The sequence below is a fragment of the Streptomyces sp. NBC_00385 genome, from assembly GCF_035917155.1.
Lineage (GTDB): Bacteria > Actinomycetota > Actinomycetes > Streptomycetales > Streptomycetaceae > Streptomyces > Streptomyces poriferorum.
Genome location: NZ_CP107951.1, coordinates 2872028 through 2891261, shown reverse-complemented (window position 1 = coordinate 2891261; position 19234 = coordinate 2872028). Strand labels below are relative to the sequence as shown.

The window sequence follows — 19234 nt, the reverse complement described above, 5'->3', positions numbered from 1 at the left end:
CTGTCCGGTGGCCGGACGTCGTAGTCCCGCCACCGGCACCCCCTGGCTTGCCGGTGCGCGGGACGTGCTACGGACGGGTCCAGCCGTTGGCGAAGTCGCACTGGCGGTCGGTCCAGCGGTGCTCTTCGGCGGGGATGGGCCAGGGGGAGCCATGGAGGTGCGCGAGGGCGTGGACCCACTGGTCCCAGAGGCCTTCGGGTTCCGTGAAGCGGTCGGCTTGGTGGGTGCCGAGACGGGCGTCGAGGCGGAGGAGGGCGCCGAGGGCTGCGGCCTGGTCGTAGTGGAGGTCGGTGCGGGGGAGGTAGTGGTCGAGGTAGCTGGTGAGGATCTCGGCGTCCGCGGGGGTGCCGAAGCGGGCCAGGGCGAAGCAGTAGGCGCCGCCGGAGTAGCAGACCTCGCTGGCCAGGAGCAGGTCGCCGATGCGTGCCCGGAACCGTTCGCGGCGGTCGACGCCGATCAACCAGGCGGCGGTGAGACGCGAGCGCCATTCGTACCCGAGGAGGGCTTTCAGGTCCTCGTCGGTGATCGCTGCCGCATCGGCGATCAGGTGCCGGGTAAAGCGTGTGGTGTGCCGCCACCGGGGGCCCAGGAACTGTCCGCTGTTCAGTACCAGGTAGCGCGGAAGACCCCCGTGCTTCCTCGTCACATAGCGCTTGACCACATGGCGATGGTCGGTCTCCTGGGGGCGGTGGAACGGCATCGGTCACCTCTCCGGGTGCAGGTCGGCACGGTCGGTCCAGGCGGGGGCGGCGAAGACGGTGTCGCCGACGGGGCTTTCGAGGTTTCCGGCAGGGAGCAGGTGCGGGCCTCTTCGAGCAGGTGCTCCCAGGGTGCGCTCCAGCCGAGTTCCGAGTCCAGGCCGGTGTCGGAGCCGCCGTACGCGCGACCGGCGCCCACCCGCCGGATCCGGGAGTAGAGGATCACCTGGGCGGGGTCGGCCGGCGTCCAGCGGATGCCGACGGACTCGGTCCGGTCCGGTGGGGTCGCCCGTTCCAGGCAGGAGGCCCGGTAGGTTTCTCCGCCACCGGACCCCCGGCCGGTCCGCCGGACACTCGTGATGCCCCCGACAAGCCGAAACGGCCCGCCAGTCGTACTGGCGAGCCGTCACGGATGATCCGGCCGGAGAGCGAATCCGCCGTTGCCGTCTGCGCGGCTCAGGCGGGTACGGGTGGCTGTGCCCGCGTGGCTATGCCAGGCGGAAGACGAAGAAGTTGACGTCCAGGCCCTCCACGACCCTGCTCTTCTGGGCCACCACTTCCTGCTGGAAGCCCTCGGTGTCGATGAGTTGCTGAAGGTAGGCCAGGTCCCCGGCGTTGCTGAAGAAGATGATCATGCGGCCGTCCTTCGCCAGGTACTGGCGCGCCTCACGGAAGAACCTGGTCAAGGCGCTGTAGTTGCCGTCCGATGTGGCGGCCTCAAGCATGTTGCGGGCGGGGAACCAGCGGAACGGCGGGTTGAAGATGATCAGGTCGAACACGCCGTCGACGGCGCTGAAGATGTCGCTTTCACGCACCTGGATGCGATCGGCGACGCCGTTCCGCGCGGCGTTGTCCTTCGTCGTCTCCATGGAGTCCGGGTTGATGTCGACGGCCAGGACGTCGGCTTCCTTGGTGGCGGCGATCACCGCGTTGATGCCGCAGCCGGTGCCCATGTCCAGTACCCGGTCCCCGCTCTTCGTCTCGGCCATCACCGCTTCGCCGAGCAACTGGGAGAGCGGGCCCACCCTTTTGACCTCGGGTGGTACCACGAACGTCAGCCCGAGTATCGAGGACGTCTCGGTCTCCTCGGCCTTCGTGGTGTTCACCATGGCTTCGTGGAACTGCCGGATACGTTCTGCGCGCTCCTCGGACATCAGCGGGCGGTAGGTGTCAACGCTTACGCCATTGGCGTCGTCGTGTGAGAGGCTCATGGCCATGAGTAAAACGTCCCGGCATTGAGGGAATCTGGAGCGCTGCTAGTACTCCAGCAGGGGTTCGCGACCCGGCAGTTCCGGGCCTGGTCGCGGGTGGCCGGCGGGGCCGTCAGGCGTCCGTTTCTTCCTTGTACCTGGCCGCTTTCCACCAGTCGGCGTTGTCGCGGTACCACGCCACCGTCTCGGCGATGCCGCGCGCGAAGGGGACCTGCGGCTCGTAGCCCAGCTCTTCGCGGATCTTCGTCTCGTTGACGGAGTAGCGCAGGTCGTGGCCCTTGCGGTCCGGCACCCGGCGTACGGCGGACCAGTCGGCTCCGCAGAGGTCGAGAAGGCATTCGGTCATGTGCCGATTGCTGAGTTCGTTGCCGCCGCCCACGTTGTAGATCTCACCCGCTCCCCCCTTGGTGAGGACCAGTTGGATGGCTCGGCAGTGGTCGTCGACGTGCAGCCACTCCCGCATCTGGTGGCCGTCCCCGTACAGCGGCAGTTCCCGCCCTTCCAGCAGATTCGTGACGAACAGCGGAATCAGCTTCTCGGGCAGTTGATAGGGGCCGTAGTTGTTGGAGCACCGCGTGACGGACAGGTCGAGTCCGTGGGTGCGCCAGTAGGTGCGCGCGACCAGGTCGGAACTCGCCTTGGACGCCGCGTAGGGGGAATTCGGCAGGAGGGGTTCGTTCTCCGTCCAGGATCCCTCGGCGATCGATCCGTACACCTCGTCGGTGGATACGTGGACGACGCGTTCGACCCCCGTGCGCAGGCAGGCCTCCAGAACGTTCTGGGTGCCCACGACATTGGTGCGGAAGAACTCGCCGGCGCTCTCCAGCGAGCGGTCCACGTGGGACTCGGCCGCGAAATGCACCACGGCGTCGTGACCGGGCAGCACGTCGAGGAGCAGTGGCAGGTCGCAGATGTCGCCCCGGACGAAATCGAGTCGGGGATCCCTTTCGGGCAGGCTCGACCGGTTCCCCGCGTACGTCAGTTTGTCGAGCACCGTGACCCGGGCGTTCTCGAAGCCGGGGTACCGGCCCGCGAGCATGGAGCGCACATAGTGCGACCCGATGAACCCGGCGGCTCCCGTGACCAGGATCCTCATGCCGCCACCTCCACGTGTGTGTGGTCGCCGACGACCAGGCGGTGGCCGCGGGGCTCGTCCTCGGCGACGCCGACCACCGCGCCCCGCCCGATCACCGAGCCGTACAGACCGCGCACGCCCGTCACGGTCGCCCCGTCCAGAGCGATGGAGCAGTCGAGGCGGGTGCCGGAGATCCGGCAGTTCCGTCCCACGGAGGTGTGGGCGCCGATGCTGCTGTCCTCGATGAGGCTCCCGGCACCGATGACGGCCGGGCCCTCGATGCGCGAACGGACGACGCGTGCTCCCGCCTCCAGGACGACGGCGCCGATGAGCCGGCTGGCGTCGTCGACGTGCCCGAGCACGGAGCGACGCAGGCCCTCCAGCAGCTCGCGGTTGCAGGCCAGTACGTCCTCCACTCGGCCGGTGTCCTTCCAGTAGCCGGTGTACTCGTGGGCCCGCACGTCCGATCCGCGCTCCACGAGCCACTGGATCGCATCGGTGATCTCCAGTTCGCCCCGCGCGCTCGGCGTGATGGCGGCGATCGCCTCGTGGATGGCCGGAGTGAAGAAGTACACCCCGATCAGGGCGAGGTCACTGCGTGGAGCGGCGGGCTTCTCGACGAGCCGGGTCACCCTCCCGCCCGCATCGATCTCGGCGACGCCGAAAGCGCTCGGGTCGGGGACCTTGTGAACGATCGTCTGCACGGCGGGGCGAGCGGTCAGGAACGCCTCCAGGGCCGCGGTGACGCCCTGCGGGAGCATGTTGTCGCCCAGGTACATCACGAAGTCGTCGTCGCCGAGGAAGTCCCCGGCCACGAGCACCGCGTGGGCCAGACCGAGGGGCGCGGTCTGGTGGAGGTAGGTGAGCCGCAGCCCGAAGCGGGAGCCGTCGCCCAGGGCGTCGGCGATCTCCGGGCCGTGATCCCCGACGACGACGCCGATGTCCACGACGCCGAGTGCTCGGATGTTGTCCAGTACGTGCTCCAGGACAGGACGGTTGGCAATGGGGATGAGTTGTTTCGGCATGGAGTAGCTGAACGGGCGCAAGCGTGTTCCCGTGCCACCCGCCAGGAGCAGAGCCTTCATGGAGTCCTCCTATCACCGTGCGGACGCGTCGCTTCAGGCGTCCGTGCTGGTCGTGGCTGCGACCGCACCAAGTGCCCCTCAGCATCCGGGCACCGGGTCGAGTCGTTCTGGAAGGGCGGTCGCAAGGGCCGGTCGGAACAGCCGGTCGCAGACGCGTCGTTCAGGCGTGACAGGCCGGCAGGCCGCCGTGGAACTCGAGCATCTGGGCGAATGCGGCCATCTCGTCGAGCGGTTCGCCCAGGGCACCGCCCCGGGCCTCCGCGAAGGCGCGCGCCAGGTTGGGCACGATCCGCTCGGAGTCCAGGAGGCCGGCCCACTCGCCGAGGCCGGTGGACCGGGCTGCTTCGAGCGGGCCGACGCCCTGCGAGAGGGCGTCCTCGGCGAGGCGCTGCACCCAGAGCAAGTAGCGGGCGCAGTCGTCCAGCACCTCGGGGCCGCACACGGGGCCGTGCCCCGGGACGACGGTCGCCGGTCCGAGCTCCTTGAGGCGGCGGATCGCCCGAAGGCTGCCCTCGACAGAACCCATCAGGCAGAACGGGGTCGCGCCGTTCATGACGATGTCCCCGCAGAACAGCACCTTCTGTTCCGGTAGCCACGCCACGATGTCGCCGGTGGTGTGGGCGGGACCGAGATGCGTCAGTTCGACGACGGTGTCACCGGTGTGCAGCTTCAGCCGGTCGCTGAAGGTGATCTGGGGGAGCGTCACCCTGACGTCGCCCCACTTCACATCGGGCCACAACCGCGTCAGGCCCAGATCGGCCCGGGCCATGTCGCGGCGGGCGTTCTCGTGCGAGACGAAGGTGGACTCCGGTGCGAACACGCAGTTGCCGAAGGTGTGGTCACCGTGCATGTGGGTGTTCACGACGGTCGCCCGCCGGGTCCCGGCGATCCGCTCGACCTCGGCGCGCAGCCGCTCGGACCGTTGCACGGTCGCCGCCGTGTCGACGACGACGGACCTCGTGCTGCCGCGTACGACACCGGAGTTGCTCACACACCAGCCGCCCTCGGGCTGGATGTACGCGAACACCCCGTCGGCGATCTCCTCGGTCCGTGCCTCGTCCACGCCGGATGTCATGTCAGGTTCCCTTCCGCCGGGCCGGTGCCCCGTCGCCGCAGGACGGTAGGGAGCGGACCTTGAGGACGGCTGGGGCGGGGCGGCGGGCAGGGCGCTCGACCTACCTTCTAGCCCGGGTCTAGCCGTCGGCCGGACGCTTCTGGGCACACCGCGCCGACGGGTGTCAGCCACCGCCGGGCGCATGACGCACAGGGAGCAGACATGTCGACTGCGCAGGGGACCGGACCCTCGCCCGCGGCGCGATCCCAGGGATTCGCGCCGGGCCTGATGGCCCTGAACACATTCACCCTGAAGAACACCGAGGAGGCCGACGTCTTCGAGCGGCGGTTCACGGAGCACGTGGTGTTCATGCGCGATCAGGAAGGCTTTGCCGCACACCAGATGACCCGCTCCGCCGAGCAGTCCGGTGTCTACGTCAACGCCGGCTGGTGGCGCTCTCCCGACGACTTCGGCAAGGTGGCCCGCTCGGCGGAGTTCCAGCAGCACGCGCAGTCCTTCCACCGCATCGTCGACGTGGACGTCCTGCCCGCGCGGGTGCTGGCGGCGGACGAGCCCGGCGCCGTGGTCGGCACGGACGCGGCGGAGTTCCCGCTGGTGACGGTCGCCCGGTTCACGGTGGCCGCTCCGCAGCAGAAGGTGGCGGAGGCGTACGCGGCACACCTGGCCGACGTCCCCGGGGGCGCCCTCGGCTGGTCCGTGCTGGGCGTGGCGCTGCCCGACCCCACGCAGTACGTGGTGGTCGCCCGCTGGGCCTCGGCCGAGGCCTGGGCGCAGGTGCGGCGGAGCGTGGCCTGGCAGGAGCTGACGGCGCACGCGGACGTGTCGTACGTGTCCGGTGCGTCGGCCGCCACCGGGCGCTCGGCGCTTGCCGCGGCCGAGTCCGCGTGACGGCGGAGCGGGGCGCCCGCACAGCCGTGGTGACGGGCGGCACGCGCGGTGTCGGCCTTGCCGTCGCCCGCAGACTGTGCGCGGACCATGACGAGGTGCTGCTGGTCTACGGGCACTCGGACGACGACGCCGAGCAGGCGGTGAAGGAGCTGGCCCAGCTGCCGGGTTCGGCGCACGCCGTTCGGGCCGATCTGACACAGGAGGGTGCTGTGCGGACCGTCCTGGACGAGGCGCGGGAGCGGTGGGGCGGTCTCGATCTGTTCGTGCACTGCGCCGCGGACTGGCACCCGGGGCCGGCCCTCGGCGCTCGCGCCGAAGGGGTCCGGGCCGATGTGGCCATGGCGGTCGAGCCGCTGCTGGCGGCGGCGCCCCTGCTGAAGGACCTGATGGCGGGGCGGCCCGGGCGGATCGTCGCGGTGTCCAGCACCGGTGCGCGGCGGGTGATCAACCACTACGTGGGCCTGGGCATCGCGAAGGCCGCGCTGGAGAGCCTGGTGCGCTACCTCGCCGTGGAGATGGCACCGCTCGGCATCGCGGTCAACGCGGTGTCGACGGCCAAGCTGGACAAGGGGCCGGACACGGCCGGTCCGCCCGAGGTCGCCGCCGCGCTGGCCCGGCGCACGCCCGCAGGGCGGCTCACCACCCCGCAGGACATCGCCGGTGTGGTGTCGCTGCTGTGCCACCCGGATGCCGGCTGGATCCACGGCCAGGTGATCACGGCCGACGGAGGCCTCTCGCTTCCGGCCTGACGGCACCGCTGTCGGACCGGACGGCGCGAGTGGCCGGTGGCCCTCCTCGCCGGCCACTCGCGGCTTCGCCCCACGGCAGGGCCGCGGTCGCCCTGCCTCTCCCGCAACGTCATCGACGCGAAAGGTCGCCCATGTCCGCCACGCCCGCCACGCCCGCCCCGTCCGATACGACGACCGACGTCTGTGTCGTCGGCGGGGGCCCTGCCGGGCTGGTGCTCGCGCTGCTGCTGCTGCGCTCCGGCGCCGCGGTCACGGTGCTGGAGAAGTCCGCCTCGTTCGACCGCGAGTACCGCGGCGAGATTCTGCAACCCGGCGCGATGGCGCTGCTGGACGCGCTGGGTGTGCTGGCCGAAGCCAGGGCGCGCGGCGGTCACGAGCACGACCGCTTCCAGCTCGTGGAGAAGGACCGTGTGCTGCTGGACGTCGACTACCGGATGCTGCCCAAGCCGTACGACCACCTGCTGAGCATTCCGCAACCGCATGTGCTCGACGCGGTGCGCGCGGGCTGCGAGAAGTACGACGGATTCCGTTACCTGAGCCCGGCCCGGGTGGTGGAGTTGCTGCGCGAGGACGGCACCGTGGTGGGGGCCCGCTACGACGGCTCGGGTGGGTCCGGCACGGTGCGCGCCCACTGCGTCGTGGGGGCCGACGGCCGGTACTCCAAGGTCCGGCGGCTCGCCGGCATCGACTTCGACCGCCGGGACGACTTCAGCCTCGACGTGCTGTGGTTCAAGGTGCCGGACGAGGGACGGCCGGGGCGCCGCGACGTCCGCGTCCACCGGGACGGCGGCAGTCCCGCGATGATCTACCACTCCTATCCGGACCGGATGCAGATCGGCTGGATGCTGCCCCACGGTGGCTACCGGCGCCTGGCCGCCGAGGGCGTCGAGGCGGTGAAGGCCCGGATCGCCGCCGCCCTGCCCCGGTACGCGGACCTCGTCGCGTCCGAGGTGCGGCGGGCGGCCGATCTGAGCCTGCTCGACGTCTTCTCCGGCCGGGCGGAGCGCTGGGCCGACGACGGCCTGCTCCTCATCGGGGACAGCGCGCACACCCACAGCCCGATCGGCGCCCAGGGCATCAACCTCGCCATCCAGGACGCGGTCGCGGCGCACCCCGTGCTGGTGGCGGCACTGCGCGGCGGCGACACCTCGGTGGCGGCCCTGTCGGCGTTCGAGCAGGGCCGCGCCCCGGACATCGAACGGGTGATGAAGCTTCAGGTCATGCAGAGCAGGGCGATGCTCTCGCAGGGCGCGGTGGCCACCCGCATCCGTCCTGCCGTCACCCGAGTCCTCAAGCACACCCCCGCCTACCGCAAGATCCTCGACCGGATCGCCTTCGGCAACCGCGGCATCCAGGTACGCGAGGACAGCCTCAAGGCCGGCTGAGCCCTTCCGGCACTCACTGACACAGGAGAACTCCGATGACAGAGCGTCAGAAGTACCATGAGCGGCTGCTGCCCCGGGTCGAGGATCCGCTCGCCGCGGTCACCCGTCTCGCCGCCGCCCACCCGGGCCAGGACTACGTCTGCTACGAGGGGCCCGCCGGCTGGTCCTTCGCGACCGGCATCGTGGCCGAGCTGCTGATGAGCCGCGACCGTACGCTGCTGCGCACCCCGCAGGGCGAGACGGCGCACGGCGCACTGCACCACCCGCTGCGCTCCGTGCCGCGGCTGCTCGACTCCCTCCCGATCACGGAGTGGCGCTGCTACGGATGGGTGGGCTACGACGTCGCCGTAGCCGAGGCCGGCCTCGGCGAACTCGTCACCGACGGTGAGCTGTTGCACCTGGTGGTGCCGGGCGTCGAGATCCGGCTGCACTCCTCCGGCACCCTGCTGCGCGCGCTCGATCCGAACGATCTGGACGCGATGGAGGAACTGCTCGTGTCCGCCGGCCCGGAGTCCGTGCACACCCCCGTGCCCGTCGCGCTCGACGGAGGTGCCGACGCCTACCGCGCGGCGGTCTCCCGCGCGGTCCAGGACATCAGGGGCGGCCGTCTGCAGAAGGTCGTACTGTCCCGGACCGTCGCGGTGGACACCCCCGTCGACCTGGCGGCCACCTATGCGACGGCGCGCCGCGCCAACACCCCCGCGCGTTCTTTCCTGTTCTCCCTGGGAGGTCTCGCGGCGACCGGCGTCAGCCCGGAGACGGTCGTGGTGGTCAGCGACGAGGGGGTCGTGACCACGCAGCCGCTGGCCGGGACCCGGGCCCGTACCGGCGACGGTGCGCGGGACGCCGAGCTGCGCACCGAACTGCTCGCTGACAGCAAGGAGATATTCGAGCACGCGATCTCCGTGAAGGTCGCCTACGACGAGTTGGTCGACCTGTGCGGCCCCCGGCCCGTCACGGTGTCGGAGTTCATGGTGGTGCGCGAGCGCGGCACCGTTCAGCACCTGGCGTCGGCCGTGCGCGGACAGCTGGGCGAAGAACAGGGTCCGTGGGACGCGTTCGCGGCACTGTTCCCCGCGGTGACCGCGTCCGGTGTCCCGAAGAAGGTGGCGTACGAGGTGATCAGCGAGCTGGAGACCGCGGAGCGGGGCCTCTACAGCGGCGCCGTGCTGGTCCATGACGCCGACGGCTCACTGGACGCGGCGCTGGTGCTGCGCACGGTGTTCCAGCGAGGTGGCCGGACCTGGCTGCGGGCAGGTGCGGGAGTCGTCGAACAGTCCAGCCCGGAGCGAGAGTTCACGGAGACCTGCGAGAAGCTGTCCAGCGTCGCCCGGTACCTCGTTCCCGCGGCGTCCGCGCGGCGCACGGAAGGATGACCGGCCGATGATCGTCGAGATGTCACAGACGGCCGACGCGGACGAGGCGCGGGCCCTGCAGGAGACGCTGGCCGCCCGCTTCGGGGCCGTGCACACCGTGTGGTCCGCCACGGGGCGACTGGTGGTGTGCCACTCCGCGGGGGACGACGCCGAACCCGGTGAGGTGGCGGGCCTGGCAGGGGTGCGCCGGGTCGTCACCTCCCCGGGGCCGTATCACCTGGCCGCCCGCGCGCTGCGGCCGGCCGGGTCCCGGGTGCGGGTACACGGGGTCGAGTTCGGCGGGCCCGGCTTCGTCGTGCTGGCCGGGCCGTGCGCGGTGGAGAGCACCGACCAGCTCGCCCGGTCGGCCGAGGCGGTGGCCGGTGCGGGTGCCGCGCTGCTGCGAGGAGGCGCGTACAAGCCCCGCACCTCCCCGTACGCCTTCCAGGGCCTCGGTGTCGAAGGGCTGCGGATGCTGGGACGGCAGCGCGCGGTGAGCGGGCTCGGCGTGGTCAGCGAGGCGACTCAGCCCGAGGAGGTGGCCAAGGTCGCCGAGCACGTGGACATGGTCCAGATCGGCACCCGCAACATGCAGAACTACGCGCTGCTCAAGGAGGCCGGGCGGTGTGGACGGCCGGTGTTGCTCAAGCGCGGGTTCGCGGCCACGGCCGAGGAGTGGCTGTGCGCGGCCGAGTACATCATGAGCGAGGGCAATCCGGACGTGGTGCTGTGCGAGCGGGGTATCCGCGGGTACGGACGCGAGACCCGGTTCACGCTGGACCTGGCGATCGTTCCGGTGGTCAAGCGGCTGAGCCATCTGCCGGTCGTCGTGGACCCGAGCCATGCGACCGGCGTGCCGGAGCTGGTCGTGCCGATGACGCTCGCGGCGGCGGCCGCCGGTGCGGACGGGGTCATCGTCGACGTCCACGCCGACCCCTCGGCGGCGCTGTGCGACGGTGGTCAGGCACTGCTGCCCGATGACTTCAAGGCCCTGATGGGCGACTTGGAGCGGGTGCTCGTCGCCTGCGGGCGCGAACTGGAGCGGCCCTAGCGGATGCACGGCTGCCTCGTCCCGGCGGCGCCGCAACAGGCGGCGCCTCCGGGACGCAGGCATGCCCGGATCTCCGGTGCCAGGATCTCTCGTGCCCCGGGCGGGAAGGGTCAGTCGGTCGCGGACTTCGCCTGGGCGGCCAGATACCGGTCGAGGCCGCCGACCAGCACCTCCAGGCCCGCGGCGAAGCTGAGGCCGCGGTCGTCCGGGGACCAGCCCTGGGCCCAGGCGGCCAGATGCGGGAAGAGCTTCTCGTCCAGCACGTCCAGCACGTCCAGCCCGCCGTCCGCCTCGTCGGGGGCGGAGTGGTCCGGCTCGCTCTGCTCCTGCAGGACGAACCCGGTGACATAGCTCAGAAGGGTGTCGCTGCCGTACGCGGTCGCGGCCACCGGCGCTCCGGTCAGGCGGAGCAGCCCCATCAGATGGTCGGCGATCCGCAGGCGGTTGGGGCCGAGGCCGCCCGCGCCGGCCAGCAGACGGGCGCTGTCGCGGTGGGCGACGAGGGTGTCGCGCAGCCGGTGCACGAGGGTGCGCACCCCGTCCTCCCAGCTTTCGCGCGGAGCGAGAGGCGGGGTCCCGACCTCTTCCAGGATCTTCTCGGTGAGCGAGTCGAGGAGGTCCTGTTTGCTGCTCACATGCCAGTACAGGGCGCCGGGCCGCACATTCAGCTCGGAGGCGAGCTTGCGGGTGGTGAGTGCGTCGAGTCCCGCGCCGTCCAGAATCCGCATGGCCGCGGTCACCACTTCGGAACGCTGCAGAGGCATGGGACCGCCGTTCGTCGACGTCAGGGGTTCACCGGTAGGGGCACAGGGCGTGCCTCGTCAAGAGCCATCTTAAGGAAGGCGGCGTCCCCCGCCTGCGGGGGTGGCTTGAGGAGCGCTCAAGCGGCCTCGTGAAGACTATGCGGCGAAAGCAACTCGATTCGCCGCATCTCGGGAGTAGCCGTGCAGATCGACGACATGTATCTGGGAGCGCTGGGCACCTGGCTCCCGCCGTCCGTGGAGCCGCCGGAAGGTTCCGCCTCCGACCCCGGCCTGCTGTCCGGCGCGCTGGTCGCCGGCGAGGACATCGCCCCGCCCCAGATGGCCGTGCGCGCCGTTGAGGAACTGCTCCGGCGCGGCGGCCTGGACGCGTCCGACATCGACATCCTGTTCCATGTGTCGGTCTTCCACCAAGGGCCGGACGGGTGGCTGCCCCAGTCGTACATCCAGCGCGAGACACTGGGTACGTCCATCCCCTCCGTCGGCATCCAGCAGGGCTGCAACGGCTTGTTCGCCGCGCTGGAACTGGCCGCGGGCTGGCTGCGGGCGGCCCCCGGCCGGGACACGGCGCTGCTGACGACCGCCGAGAACTTCGACTCGCCGCTCGTCGACCGGTGGAGCGCCCACCCCGGTTCCTGGCTCGGGGACTCCGCGTGTGCGCTGACGCTGACCACGCGGCACGGGTTCGCCCGGCTCCGCTCGCTGGACACGGTGACGGTGCCGGAGCTGGAGCAGCTGCACCGGGGCGAAGAGCCCCTGTTCCCGCCGGGTGCTCCGGCCGGCCGGCCGCTGGACTTCGGTACCCGGGCGGGACAGTTCCGCGCGCTGAACTCCGTACCCGACGCGCCCGTCCTGCTGAACAAGGCCCGTGACGGACTGCTGGCGCAGGTCCTTCAGGAGTCCGGTACCGACCTCGCGGACGTGGCCCGGGTGATCTCCCTCAACACCTCGCGCTCCCATGTGCAGCAGCGGATCATGGACCCGCTGGGTCTGCCGATGTCCCGCTCCGCCTGGGAGTTCGGCAGTTCCTTCGGCCACCTGGGCGCGGGCGATCAGTTCGTCACGCTGGAACGCATGGTGACGGGCGGCCGGGTCGCCCCCGGTGACCGGGTGCTGATGCTGGGGGTGGGGCCGGGCGTCTCGATCGGCGCGGCGGTGGTGGAGATCCTCGAGGTGCCGGACTGGAGCTGAGCACCGAGCACGGCATGCGGGGGCGGCAGCCCCGGGGTTCCCGGGGCTGCCGCCCCCGCATGCCGTCGTCATTCCCTGGCCGGTGCGCCATGGACGGCAGGGGCCGGCCGGTCGGCCTCGTCCTCCTCGGCGACCGCCTCGTACAGGGTCGGGTCGTCGAGCTCGCTGGCGATGGCCTCCAGGTCGTCGATCTCGCGCAGCTCCATCTCCTTGAGGAACCAGGACAGGACGAACGCGGCGAGCATGACGACCCCGGCGGAGACGAACACCACGTCCAGGGAGTCGACGAACATGCCCATGCCCGTGCTGCTCGCGGGCCCGGGAAGTCCGGGCAGGTCCTCGGGCTTGAGGCCGGGGGCGGACAGCCGGGCGTCGCCGCCGGCGGCACGCGCGTCGTTGAACTGGTTGGCGAGGATCGCCCCGAACACCGCGCCACCGAAGGACTGGCCCATCGTGCGGGAGAAGCCGGCGGTGGTCGTGGCCGAACCGAGGTCGGCCTCCGGCGAGGCGTTCTGCACGGCGAGGACCAGCACCTGCATCAGCAGGCCGAGGCCGAGGCCGAGCAGGAACAGGCCGGCGGAGAGCAGCCCGTACGAGCTGTCGGTGCTCAGCTGACCGAGCACGACCAGGCCGGTCGCCGCGCACAGCGTCCCGCAGACCGGGAAGACCTTGTAGCGGCCGTTTCGATTCGAGATGACGATGCCGGAACCGATCGAGGCGATCAGGATGCCCAGGATCATCGGCATCAGGCGCAGCCCTGTGGCCGTGGAGGAGTAACCACGGACCAGCTGGAGATAGAGGGCCGCGTAGGTGATCGCGCCCATCAGGGCGAAGCCGACCACGAACAGCATCGGGCTCGCCACCGCGACCGTGCGCTCGCGGAACACCCGCAGTGGCATGAGGGGTTCCCTGGCGCGCGACTCCCACCACACGAAGACGAGCAGCAGTACGAGGCCGCCGGCGCCGAGCGCGATGATCAGCGGGTCGGACCAGGCGTAGCGGTCGCCGCCCCAGTTGCAGGTCAGCAGGACCAGAGTGCTGCCCGCCATGATGAGGAGCGCGCCGGGGTAGTCGACGCGGTGGCTGCCGCGCCGCACCGGCTCCAGGTCGAGCAGGGAGATCACCATGGCGATGCCGACGATGCCGATCGGCAGGTTGATGTAGAAGATCCAGCGCCAGGACGTGTCGATGCCGAGGAAGCTGTGGTCGCCGGTGAGATACCCGCCGATGAGCGGACCGGTGACCGTGGCAAGGGCGATGATCAGGCCGGCCATTCCCTGGAACTTGGCGCGCTCGCGCGGCGGGACGGCCCGGGCGAGCAGGATCAGCGCGACGCTGTAGAGGCCGCCCGCCCCGATGCCCTGCACCACACGGAACGCGATGAGCTGGCCGATGGTCTGCGAAGCGCCGCACAGGGCCGAGGCGACCAGGAAGATCCCGGTCGCGACGACGAAGATCCTCTTCGCGCCGTAGAGGTCGGCGATCTTGCCGTACAGGGGCTGGGTGACCGACGACCCCAGCATGTACGTGGTGATCAGCCAGGGCATCAGCTGCACGCCGTTGTCCGGGTCGAGACCGGTCGCGATCGGATACGCGGCGACGGAGACGACCGTCTGGTCGAGGGCGCTGAGGAAGGCGGTCAGCAGGACGCCGACGAGCGACCAGACCACCTTCTTCGTCAGGGGCGGATGTTTCGTGCCGCCGGGCGCGCCCGCCGGTCGTGCGGTCGGGGAATCGGCGGACATCGCACTGCCTCCAGGCGTTGGGAGAGCGTGAACACAACAAATTGAACGGTGACCAATTGGTCGCTGTTCAATTTAGTGGTGCCATCCCTGCGGGCGCAAGCAGAACGGCCCGCTCCGGCGCCCGGCTCAAGGCCCGCTCGACCCCCCGCCTAGGCCTGTGCCGCACCGTCGGAGGCGTCCGCAGGGTCGACGAGACATCCCGTACGAGGGGGACAGATGGTGCTCACCGCGTGGCCGGCCGAGTCGGTCGCGATGTACCGCCGTGAAGGGCTGTGGCAGGGCACTCCGCTGGGGCGACTGCCGTGGCTGCTCGCCGCGCGCGAGCAGGGGGCCTCCCACACCGTGCTCACCGACGAGGAGGGCGCCATCGGCGCCGCCGAGCTGGCCCGCCGCTGCGACGCCCTCGCCGACGGATTTGCCGCGCACGGGCTGCGGCCCGGAGACAACGTCCTCGTTCAACTGCCCAACTTCCGGGACCTGTTCCTCACCCTGTTCGCCTGCGCCCGGCTCGGGGTGCGTCCCGTGCTGCTGCTGCCCGCACACCGCGAGCACGAGGTGGCCGAACTCGCCGACCTCGCGCGCGCGGCGGCGATCATCGTGCCGGGACGCTGGCGCGGCCACGATCACGAGGCCATGGCGCACACCGTCGCCGCCGGCCGGCCCGCGCTGCGCCGGGTCTTCGTGGCCGGGGAACCCCGGCGCACCGGCAGCGTGCCGTTGCGCCCGCTCACCGAGCCCGGCGCCGATCCGGACGCGCTGCGCGGCCGCCTCGACGCGGCCGCGCCGGACCCCGGGGACATCGCGCTGTTCCTGCTCTCCGGCGGGACGACCGGCACGCCGAAACTGATCCCCCGCACCCACGACGACTACCTCTACAACGCGCGGCGCAGCGCCGAGATCTGCGGATTCGGTGAGGACACCGTCTATCTGTGCGTGCTGCCCGCGAGCCACAACTTCCCGCTCGCCTGCCCGGGCGTCCTCGGGGCGCTGATCGCGGGCGGCAGGGCGGTGCTGACCGCGTCGCCCGAACCGAAGAACGCGTTCGCCCGGATCCGCGACGAGGGCGTCACCGTGACCGCGGTGGTCCCCGCGGTGGCGCAGCGCTGGATGACGTCGGTGGGCACAGGGGAATCGGACGTCCGCGACCTCGCCGGACTCGAACTGATCCAGGTGGGCGGCGCGCCGCTCGCCCCCAGTCTCGCCCGGCGGATCGCCCCCGTGCTCGGCTGCCGCCTTCAGCAGGTGTTCGGGATGGCCGAGGGCCTCCTGTGCTACACCCGCCAGGACGATCCGGAGGAACTGGTCACCGGTTCGCAGGGGCGCCCGCTCAGCGACCGGGACGAACTCCTCGTCGTGGACGGCGAGGGCCGTCCCGTGGCGCCGGGATCCTCCGGTGAGCTGTGGACCCGCGGCCCCTACACGATCCGCGGCTACTACCGCGCGCCCGAGCACAACGCGCGCGCCTTCGCACCCGACGGCTGGTATCGCACGGGTGATGTCGTCACCGTGCTGCCCTCCGGCCATGTCGTCGTCGAGGGGCGCGTCAAGGACCTCATCAACCGGGGCGGCGAGAAGATCTCCGCCAAGGAGGTCGAGGACCTGCTCTACGGGCTGCCGCAGGTGCAGCAGGTCGCGGCCGTCGGCGCGTCCGACGACGAGCTCGGCGAGCGCGTCGCCGTGTGCGTGGTCCTCCATCCCGGCACCACGCTGGGGCTGGTGGCGATCCGTGAGTTCTTCAACGCCCGGGGCGTCGCCCGGTACAAGATCCCCGAGAGGCTGGAGCTCTTCACCGCGCTGCCCCTGACCGCGGTCGGCAAGCCGGACAAGAAGGCGCTGGCGGCCGAGCTGGCGGCCCGTACGGCGGAACCGCGGTGACCGGAGCCGACCGCAGGCCCGCGCACCTCCCCGATGCCGGACGGCCCCCCGATGCCGACGGCCTGCGCGGCTCACGCGTGGTGGTGTTCGGCGGAGGCGGCTTTCTCGGGGGGCACGTCCGCACCGCGTTCGCCGAGGCCGGCGCACGGGTCACGGCGGCGGGCCGGACCGAGGGCGGACCTGACCGCCTCGGTCCGTTCCTGCACGCGGTCGCGCCCGCTGTCGTGGTCAACGCGGCCGGTGCGGTCTGGGGCGCCGACGCGCGGCAGATGCGCGAGAGCAATGCCGGCTTCCCGGGCCGGCTCGTCGCCGCCCTGGCCGCACTCCACCACCCCGTACGGCTCGTCCACCTCGGTTCGGTGCATGAGTACGGCCCCGTGCCGAACGGCCTGGCACTGGCCGAGGACCTGCGGCCCGCACCGCGAGGACCGTACGGCGAGACGAAGCTGATCGGCTCCGAGGCGGTGCTGCGCGCAGCGCGGAGCGGCGCGGTCGACGGCGTGGTGCTGCGGATCAGCAATGTGTCGGGTCCCGGCTCGCCGCCGCAGAGCCTGCTCGGCACCATCGCCGCCCGCCTTGCGCAGGCGGGCCGGGCCGGGCAGGAACCGGTGACCCTGCGCCTCGCGCCGCTCGAAACCCATCGTGACTTCGTCGACGCACGCGATGTCGCCGCAGCCGTGGTCGCGGCGGCCTGGCGCGGCGGCCTCGGCGGAGAGGTCCTCAACATCGGTCGCGGCGAGGCGGTCTGTGTGCGGGAGCTGGTCGCCCGGCTGATCGAGCTGAGCGGCCCGCGCACCCACGCGGTCGAGCTCGTCGACGACACGGAAGGACGGGCGAACGGCGCCGGGCGCGGCCGCGCCGCCTGGCAGCAGGTCGACATCACACGCGCCGGACGGCTCCTCGCGTGGCATCCCCGCATCCCGCTGGACCGCTCGTTGAGCGACCTGCTCGCCCACCACGACTCACGAGGAACGACAAGGAGCATGGCATGAGCAACGGCGAGGCCGAACACAAGGCGTTGGTCCTCGACCACGTCCGCAAGTACCACCAGGAGCGGGCCACGGACGCCGAGTTCGTACCGGGGGTGACCGAGATCTGGCCCTCCGGGGCGGTCCTCGGCGAGGAGGACCGCGTCGCCCTGGTGGAAGCCGCCCTGGAGATGCGGATCGCCGCCGGCCGCAGCTCGCGGCAGTTCGAGTCCGCGTTCGCGCGGCGGATGAAGCGGCGCAAGGCGCATCTGACGAACTCCGGTTCCTCCGCGAACCTGCTCGCGATGGCCGCGCTCACCTCACCCTCCCTGGAGGACCGTGCGCTGCGGCCGGGCGACGAGGTGATCACCGTCGCGGCCGGCTTCCCCACGACCGTCAACCCGATCCTCCAGAACGGCCTGGTCCCGGTCTTCGTCGACATCGACCTCGCCACGTACAACACGACCGCGGACCGGGTCGCCGCGGCCATCGGCCCCCGTACCAGGGCGATCTTCCTCGCGCATGCCCTGGGCAACCCCTTCCCGGCCGCCGAGATCGCCCAACTGGCGGACGAGAACGACCTGTTCCTCATCGAGGACAACTGCGACGCCGTCGGCTCCACCTACGGAGGCCGCCTCACCGGCACCTTCGGCGATCTCACCACCGTCAGCTTCTACCCCGCCCACCACCTCACCATGGGCGAGGGCGGCTGCGTGCTCACCTCGAATCTGGCACTCGCCCGCGTCGTCGAGTCGCTGCGCGACTGGGGGCGTGACTGCTGGTGCGAGCCCGGCGAGAACAACAAGTGCCTGAAGCGGTTCGACTACCGCATGGGGTCGCTGCCGGAGGGCTATGACCACAAGTACATCTTCTCCCACGTGGGCTACAACCTGAAGGCGACCGACCTCCAGGCCGCCCTCGGCCTGACCCAGCTCGCCAGGCTCGACGCCTTCGTCGAGGCCCGGAAGCGGAACTGGCGCCATCTGCGGGACGCGCTGGACGGGGTACCGCACCTGATCCTGCCCCGGGCGACCCCGGGCAGCGACCCGAGCTGGTTCGGATTCATCATCACCGTGGATCCGGACGCGCCCTTCGGCCGACGCGAACTCGTCGCCTTCCTGGAAGCCCGCCGGATCGGGACCCGGCTGCTGTTCGCGGGGAACCTGACCCGGCACCCCGCCTACGACGGCCGGCCGCACCGGATCTCGGGGGACCTGCGCAACAGCGACATCGTCACCGAGCAGTCCTTCTGGGTGGGTGTCTACCCGGGGCTCACCGAGGAGATGCTCGACTACGTGGCCGCGTCGGTACGGGAGTTCGTGGAGGCACGGCCATGAATCTCGGTCTTGACGGGCGCACCGCCCTGGTCACCGGCGCGACCGGCGGCATCGGCCGGGCCATCGCCCACACCCTCGCGGCCGAGGGTGCCCGCGTCGCGGTCGCCTACCGGACGGACGCGGAGGCCGCCGAGAAACTGGCGGCCGAACTGGGCGCGGCCGAAGGCCGGTCCTTCGCGGTGCCCTACGCACTGGACGATCCGCAGTCTCCCGCGCGGGCGGTCGCCGCGGTCGAGAGCCGCTGGGGCGCCCTGGACATCCTGGTCGCGAACGCCTTCCGATGGGGGGTGCGGCGGGCGCCCGGCACCCGGTTCGAGGACGTGCCGGAGAGCGAGTGGCTGCCGGTCGTCGAGGACAACCTCGCGCCCGTGATCCGCACGGTGCAGCACGCCGTCACCGGGATGCGCGCCCGCGGCTGGGGCCGGATCGTCCTGATCTCCTCGCACAACGCGCTCCGCGGCCACCGCGGCACGGAGTTCTACTGCGCCACCAAGGCCGGCCTGCACGGTCTGGCCCGCAGCCTCATGTGGGACCTGGGCCGTGATGGTGTCCTCGTCAACGTCGTCGCCCCAGGGCTGACCCTGACGGAACGCGTCGTCGCCGGACTGCCCCCCGCCCTGCTGGAACAGGAGACCGGTGTCACCCCGACGGGCCGGCTCAGCAGCCCCGAGGACATCGCGCGCACGGTCGTCTTCCTGTGCTCGGCCGCCAACGGCAACACCACCGGAGAGGCCGTCACCGTGGCCGGCGGGCATTGACCCGCGGCAGGCCCGGGCCCCACCCCC

At 71.4% G+C, this 19234-nt stretch carries 17 protein-coding genes; 10 read left to right on the top strand and 7 right to left on the bottom strand.

Annotated features, from left to right (window positions below):
- Positions 1-67 precede the first annotated feature (67 nt).
- The 5 genes from OG959_RS12500 to OG959_RS12480 all read right to left on the bottom strand — a co-directional run bounded on the left by OG959_RS12500 (position 68) and on the right by OG959_RS12480 (position 5144).
- On the bottom strand, positions 68-700 hold the full coding sequence (locus OG959_RS12500; RefSeq protein ID WP_326658232.1) for a DUF6000 family protein: 633 nt from the start codon (positions 698-700) through the stop codon (positions 68-70).
- A gap of 486 nt (positions 701-1186) precedes the next feature.
- A complete protein-coding gene (locus OG959_RS12495) occupies positions 1187-1909 on the bottom strand; it encodes a methyltransferase (RefSeq protein ID WP_326658231.1) in 723 nt (240 codons plus the stop codon).
- A 112-nt stretch (positions 1910-2021) separates the two neighbouring features.
- Positions 2022-3005 carry a dTDP-glucose 4,6-dehydratase gene (gene rfbB, locus OG959_RS12490; RefSeq protein ID WP_326658230.1) on the bottom strand — a complete coding sequence of 328 codons (984 nt, stop codon included), beginning with the start codon at positions 3003-3005 and terminating at the stop codon, positions 2022-2024.
- Complete coding sequence (locus OG959_RS12485; protein WP_326658229.1) at positions 3002-4069, bottom strand: glucose-1-phosphate thymidylyltransferase; 1068 nt, start codon at positions 4067-4069, stop codon at positions 3002-3004. Before OG959_RS12485 ends, rfbB begins: the two co-directional genes overlap by 4 nt.
- 160 nt (positions 4070-4229) lie before the next feature.
- Positions 4230-5144 carry an MBL fold metallo-hydrolase gene (locus tag OG959_RS12480; protein WP_326658228.1) on the bottom strand — a complete coding sequence of 305 codons (915 nt, stop codon included), beginning with the start codon at positions 5142-5144 and terminating at the stop codon, positions 4230-4232.
- Between the two features lie 267 nt (positions 5145-5411).
- Here OG959_RS12480 and OG959_RS12475 point away from each other — a divergent pair, with 267 nt between their 5' ends.
- The 5 genes from OG959_RS12475 to aroF all read left to right on the top strand — a co-directional run bounded on the left by OG959_RS12475 (position 5412) and on the right by aroF (position 10572).
- The gene (locus OG959_RS12475; RefSeq protein ID WP_326658227.1) at positions 5412-6032 is read left to right on the top strand and encodes an antibiotic biosynthesis monooxygenase; all 621 of its coding nucleotides are present in this window, start codon (positions 5412-5414) and stop codon (positions 6030-6032) included.
- Positions 6029-6781: an SDR family NAD(P)-dependent oxidoreductase gene (locus OG959_RS12470; RefSeq protein WP_326658226.1), complete on the top strand. Its 753-nt coding sequence runs from the start codon at positions 6029-6031 to the stop codon at positions 6779-6781. Before OG959_RS12475 ends, OG959_RS12470 begins: the two co-directional genes overlap by 4 nt.
- A gap of 131 nt (positions 6782-6912) precedes the next feature.
- A complete protein-coding gene (locus OG959_RS12465) occupies positions 6913-8166 on the top strand; it encodes an FAD-dependent monooxygenase (RefSeq protein ID WP_326658225.1) in 1254 nt (417 codons plus the stop codon).
- Positions 8167-8201: 35 nt separating this feature from the next.
- Positions 8202-9542, top strand: a complete 1341-nt coding sequence (locus tag OG959_RS12460) for a salicylate synthase (RefSeq protein ID WP_326658223.1) — start codon at positions 8202-8204, stop codon at positions 9540-9542.
- A gap of 7 nt (positions 9543-9549) precedes the next feature.
- Entirely contained in the window at positions 9550-10572 is a 1023-nt protein-coding gene (gene aroF, locus OG959_RS12455; protein WP_326658222.1) for a 3-deoxy-7-phosphoheptulonate synthase, read from the top strand.
- A gap of 110 nt (positions 10573-10682) precedes the next feature.
- Here the strand turns inward: aroF and OG959_RS12450 are convergent, their stop codons facing one another.
- Positions 10683-11336, bottom strand: a complete 654-nt coding sequence (locus OG959_RS12450) for a TetR/AcrR family transcriptional regulator C-terminal domain-containing protein (RefSeq protein ID WP_326658221.1) — start codon at positions 11334-11336, stop codon at positions 10683-10685.
- 180 nt (positions 11337-11516) lie between these two features.
- Between OG959_RS12450 and OG959_RS12445 the strand changes: the two genes are divergently transcribed.
- Complete coding sequence (locus OG959_RS12445) at positions 11517-12524, top strand: ketoacyl-ACP synthase III family protein (protein ID WP_326658220.1); 1008 nt, start codon at positions 11517-11519, stop codon at positions 12522-12524.
- Positions 12525-12592: 68 nt separating this feature from the next.
- On the opposite strand, the gene OG959_RS12440 is transcribed toward OG959_RS12445, so the two are convergent.
- The gene (locus tag OG959_RS12440; protein WP_326658219.1) at positions 12593-14269 is read right to left on the bottom strand and encodes an MDR family MFS transporter; all 1677 of its coding nucleotides are present in this window, start codon (positions 14267-14269) and stop codon (positions 12593-12595) included.
- A gap of 216 nt (positions 14270-14485) precedes the next feature.
- Between OG959_RS12440 and OG959_RS12435 the strand changes: the two genes are divergently transcribed.
- The 4 genes from OG959_RS12435 to OG959_RS12420 are packed head-to-tail and all read left to right on the top strand — an operon-like array spanning position 14486 to position 19207.
- Positions 14486-16144: a (2,3-dihydroxybenzoyl)adenylate synthase gene (locus tag OG959_RS12435; protein WP_326658218.1), complete on the top strand. Its 1659-nt coding sequence runs from the start codon at positions 14486-14488 to the stop codon at positions 16142-16144.
- Positions 16141-17136: an NAD-dependent epimerase/dehydratase family protein gene (locus OG959_RS12430; RefSeq protein ID WP_326658217.1), complete on the top strand. Its 996-nt coding sequence runs from the start codon at positions 16141-16143 to the stop codon at positions 17134-17136. The genes OG959_RS12435 and OG959_RS12430 overlap by 4 nt, the downstream gene beginning before the upstream one ends.
- A complete protein-coding gene (gene rfbH / locus OG959_RS12425; RefSeq protein WP_326658216.1) occupies positions 17133-18449 on the top strand; it encodes a lipopolysaccharide biosynthesis protein RfbH in 1317 nt (438 codons plus the stop codon). The genes OG959_RS12430 and rfbH overlap by 4 nt, the downstream gene beginning before the upstream one ends.
- A complete protein-coding gene (locus OG959_RS12420; protein ID WP_326658215.1) occupies positions 18446-19207 on the top strand; it encodes an SDR family NAD(P)-dependent oxidoreductase in 762 nt (253 codons plus the stop codon). The genes rfbH and OG959_RS12420 overlap by 4 nt, the downstream gene beginning before the upstream one ends.
- Positions 19208-19234: the final 27 nt, after the last annotated feature.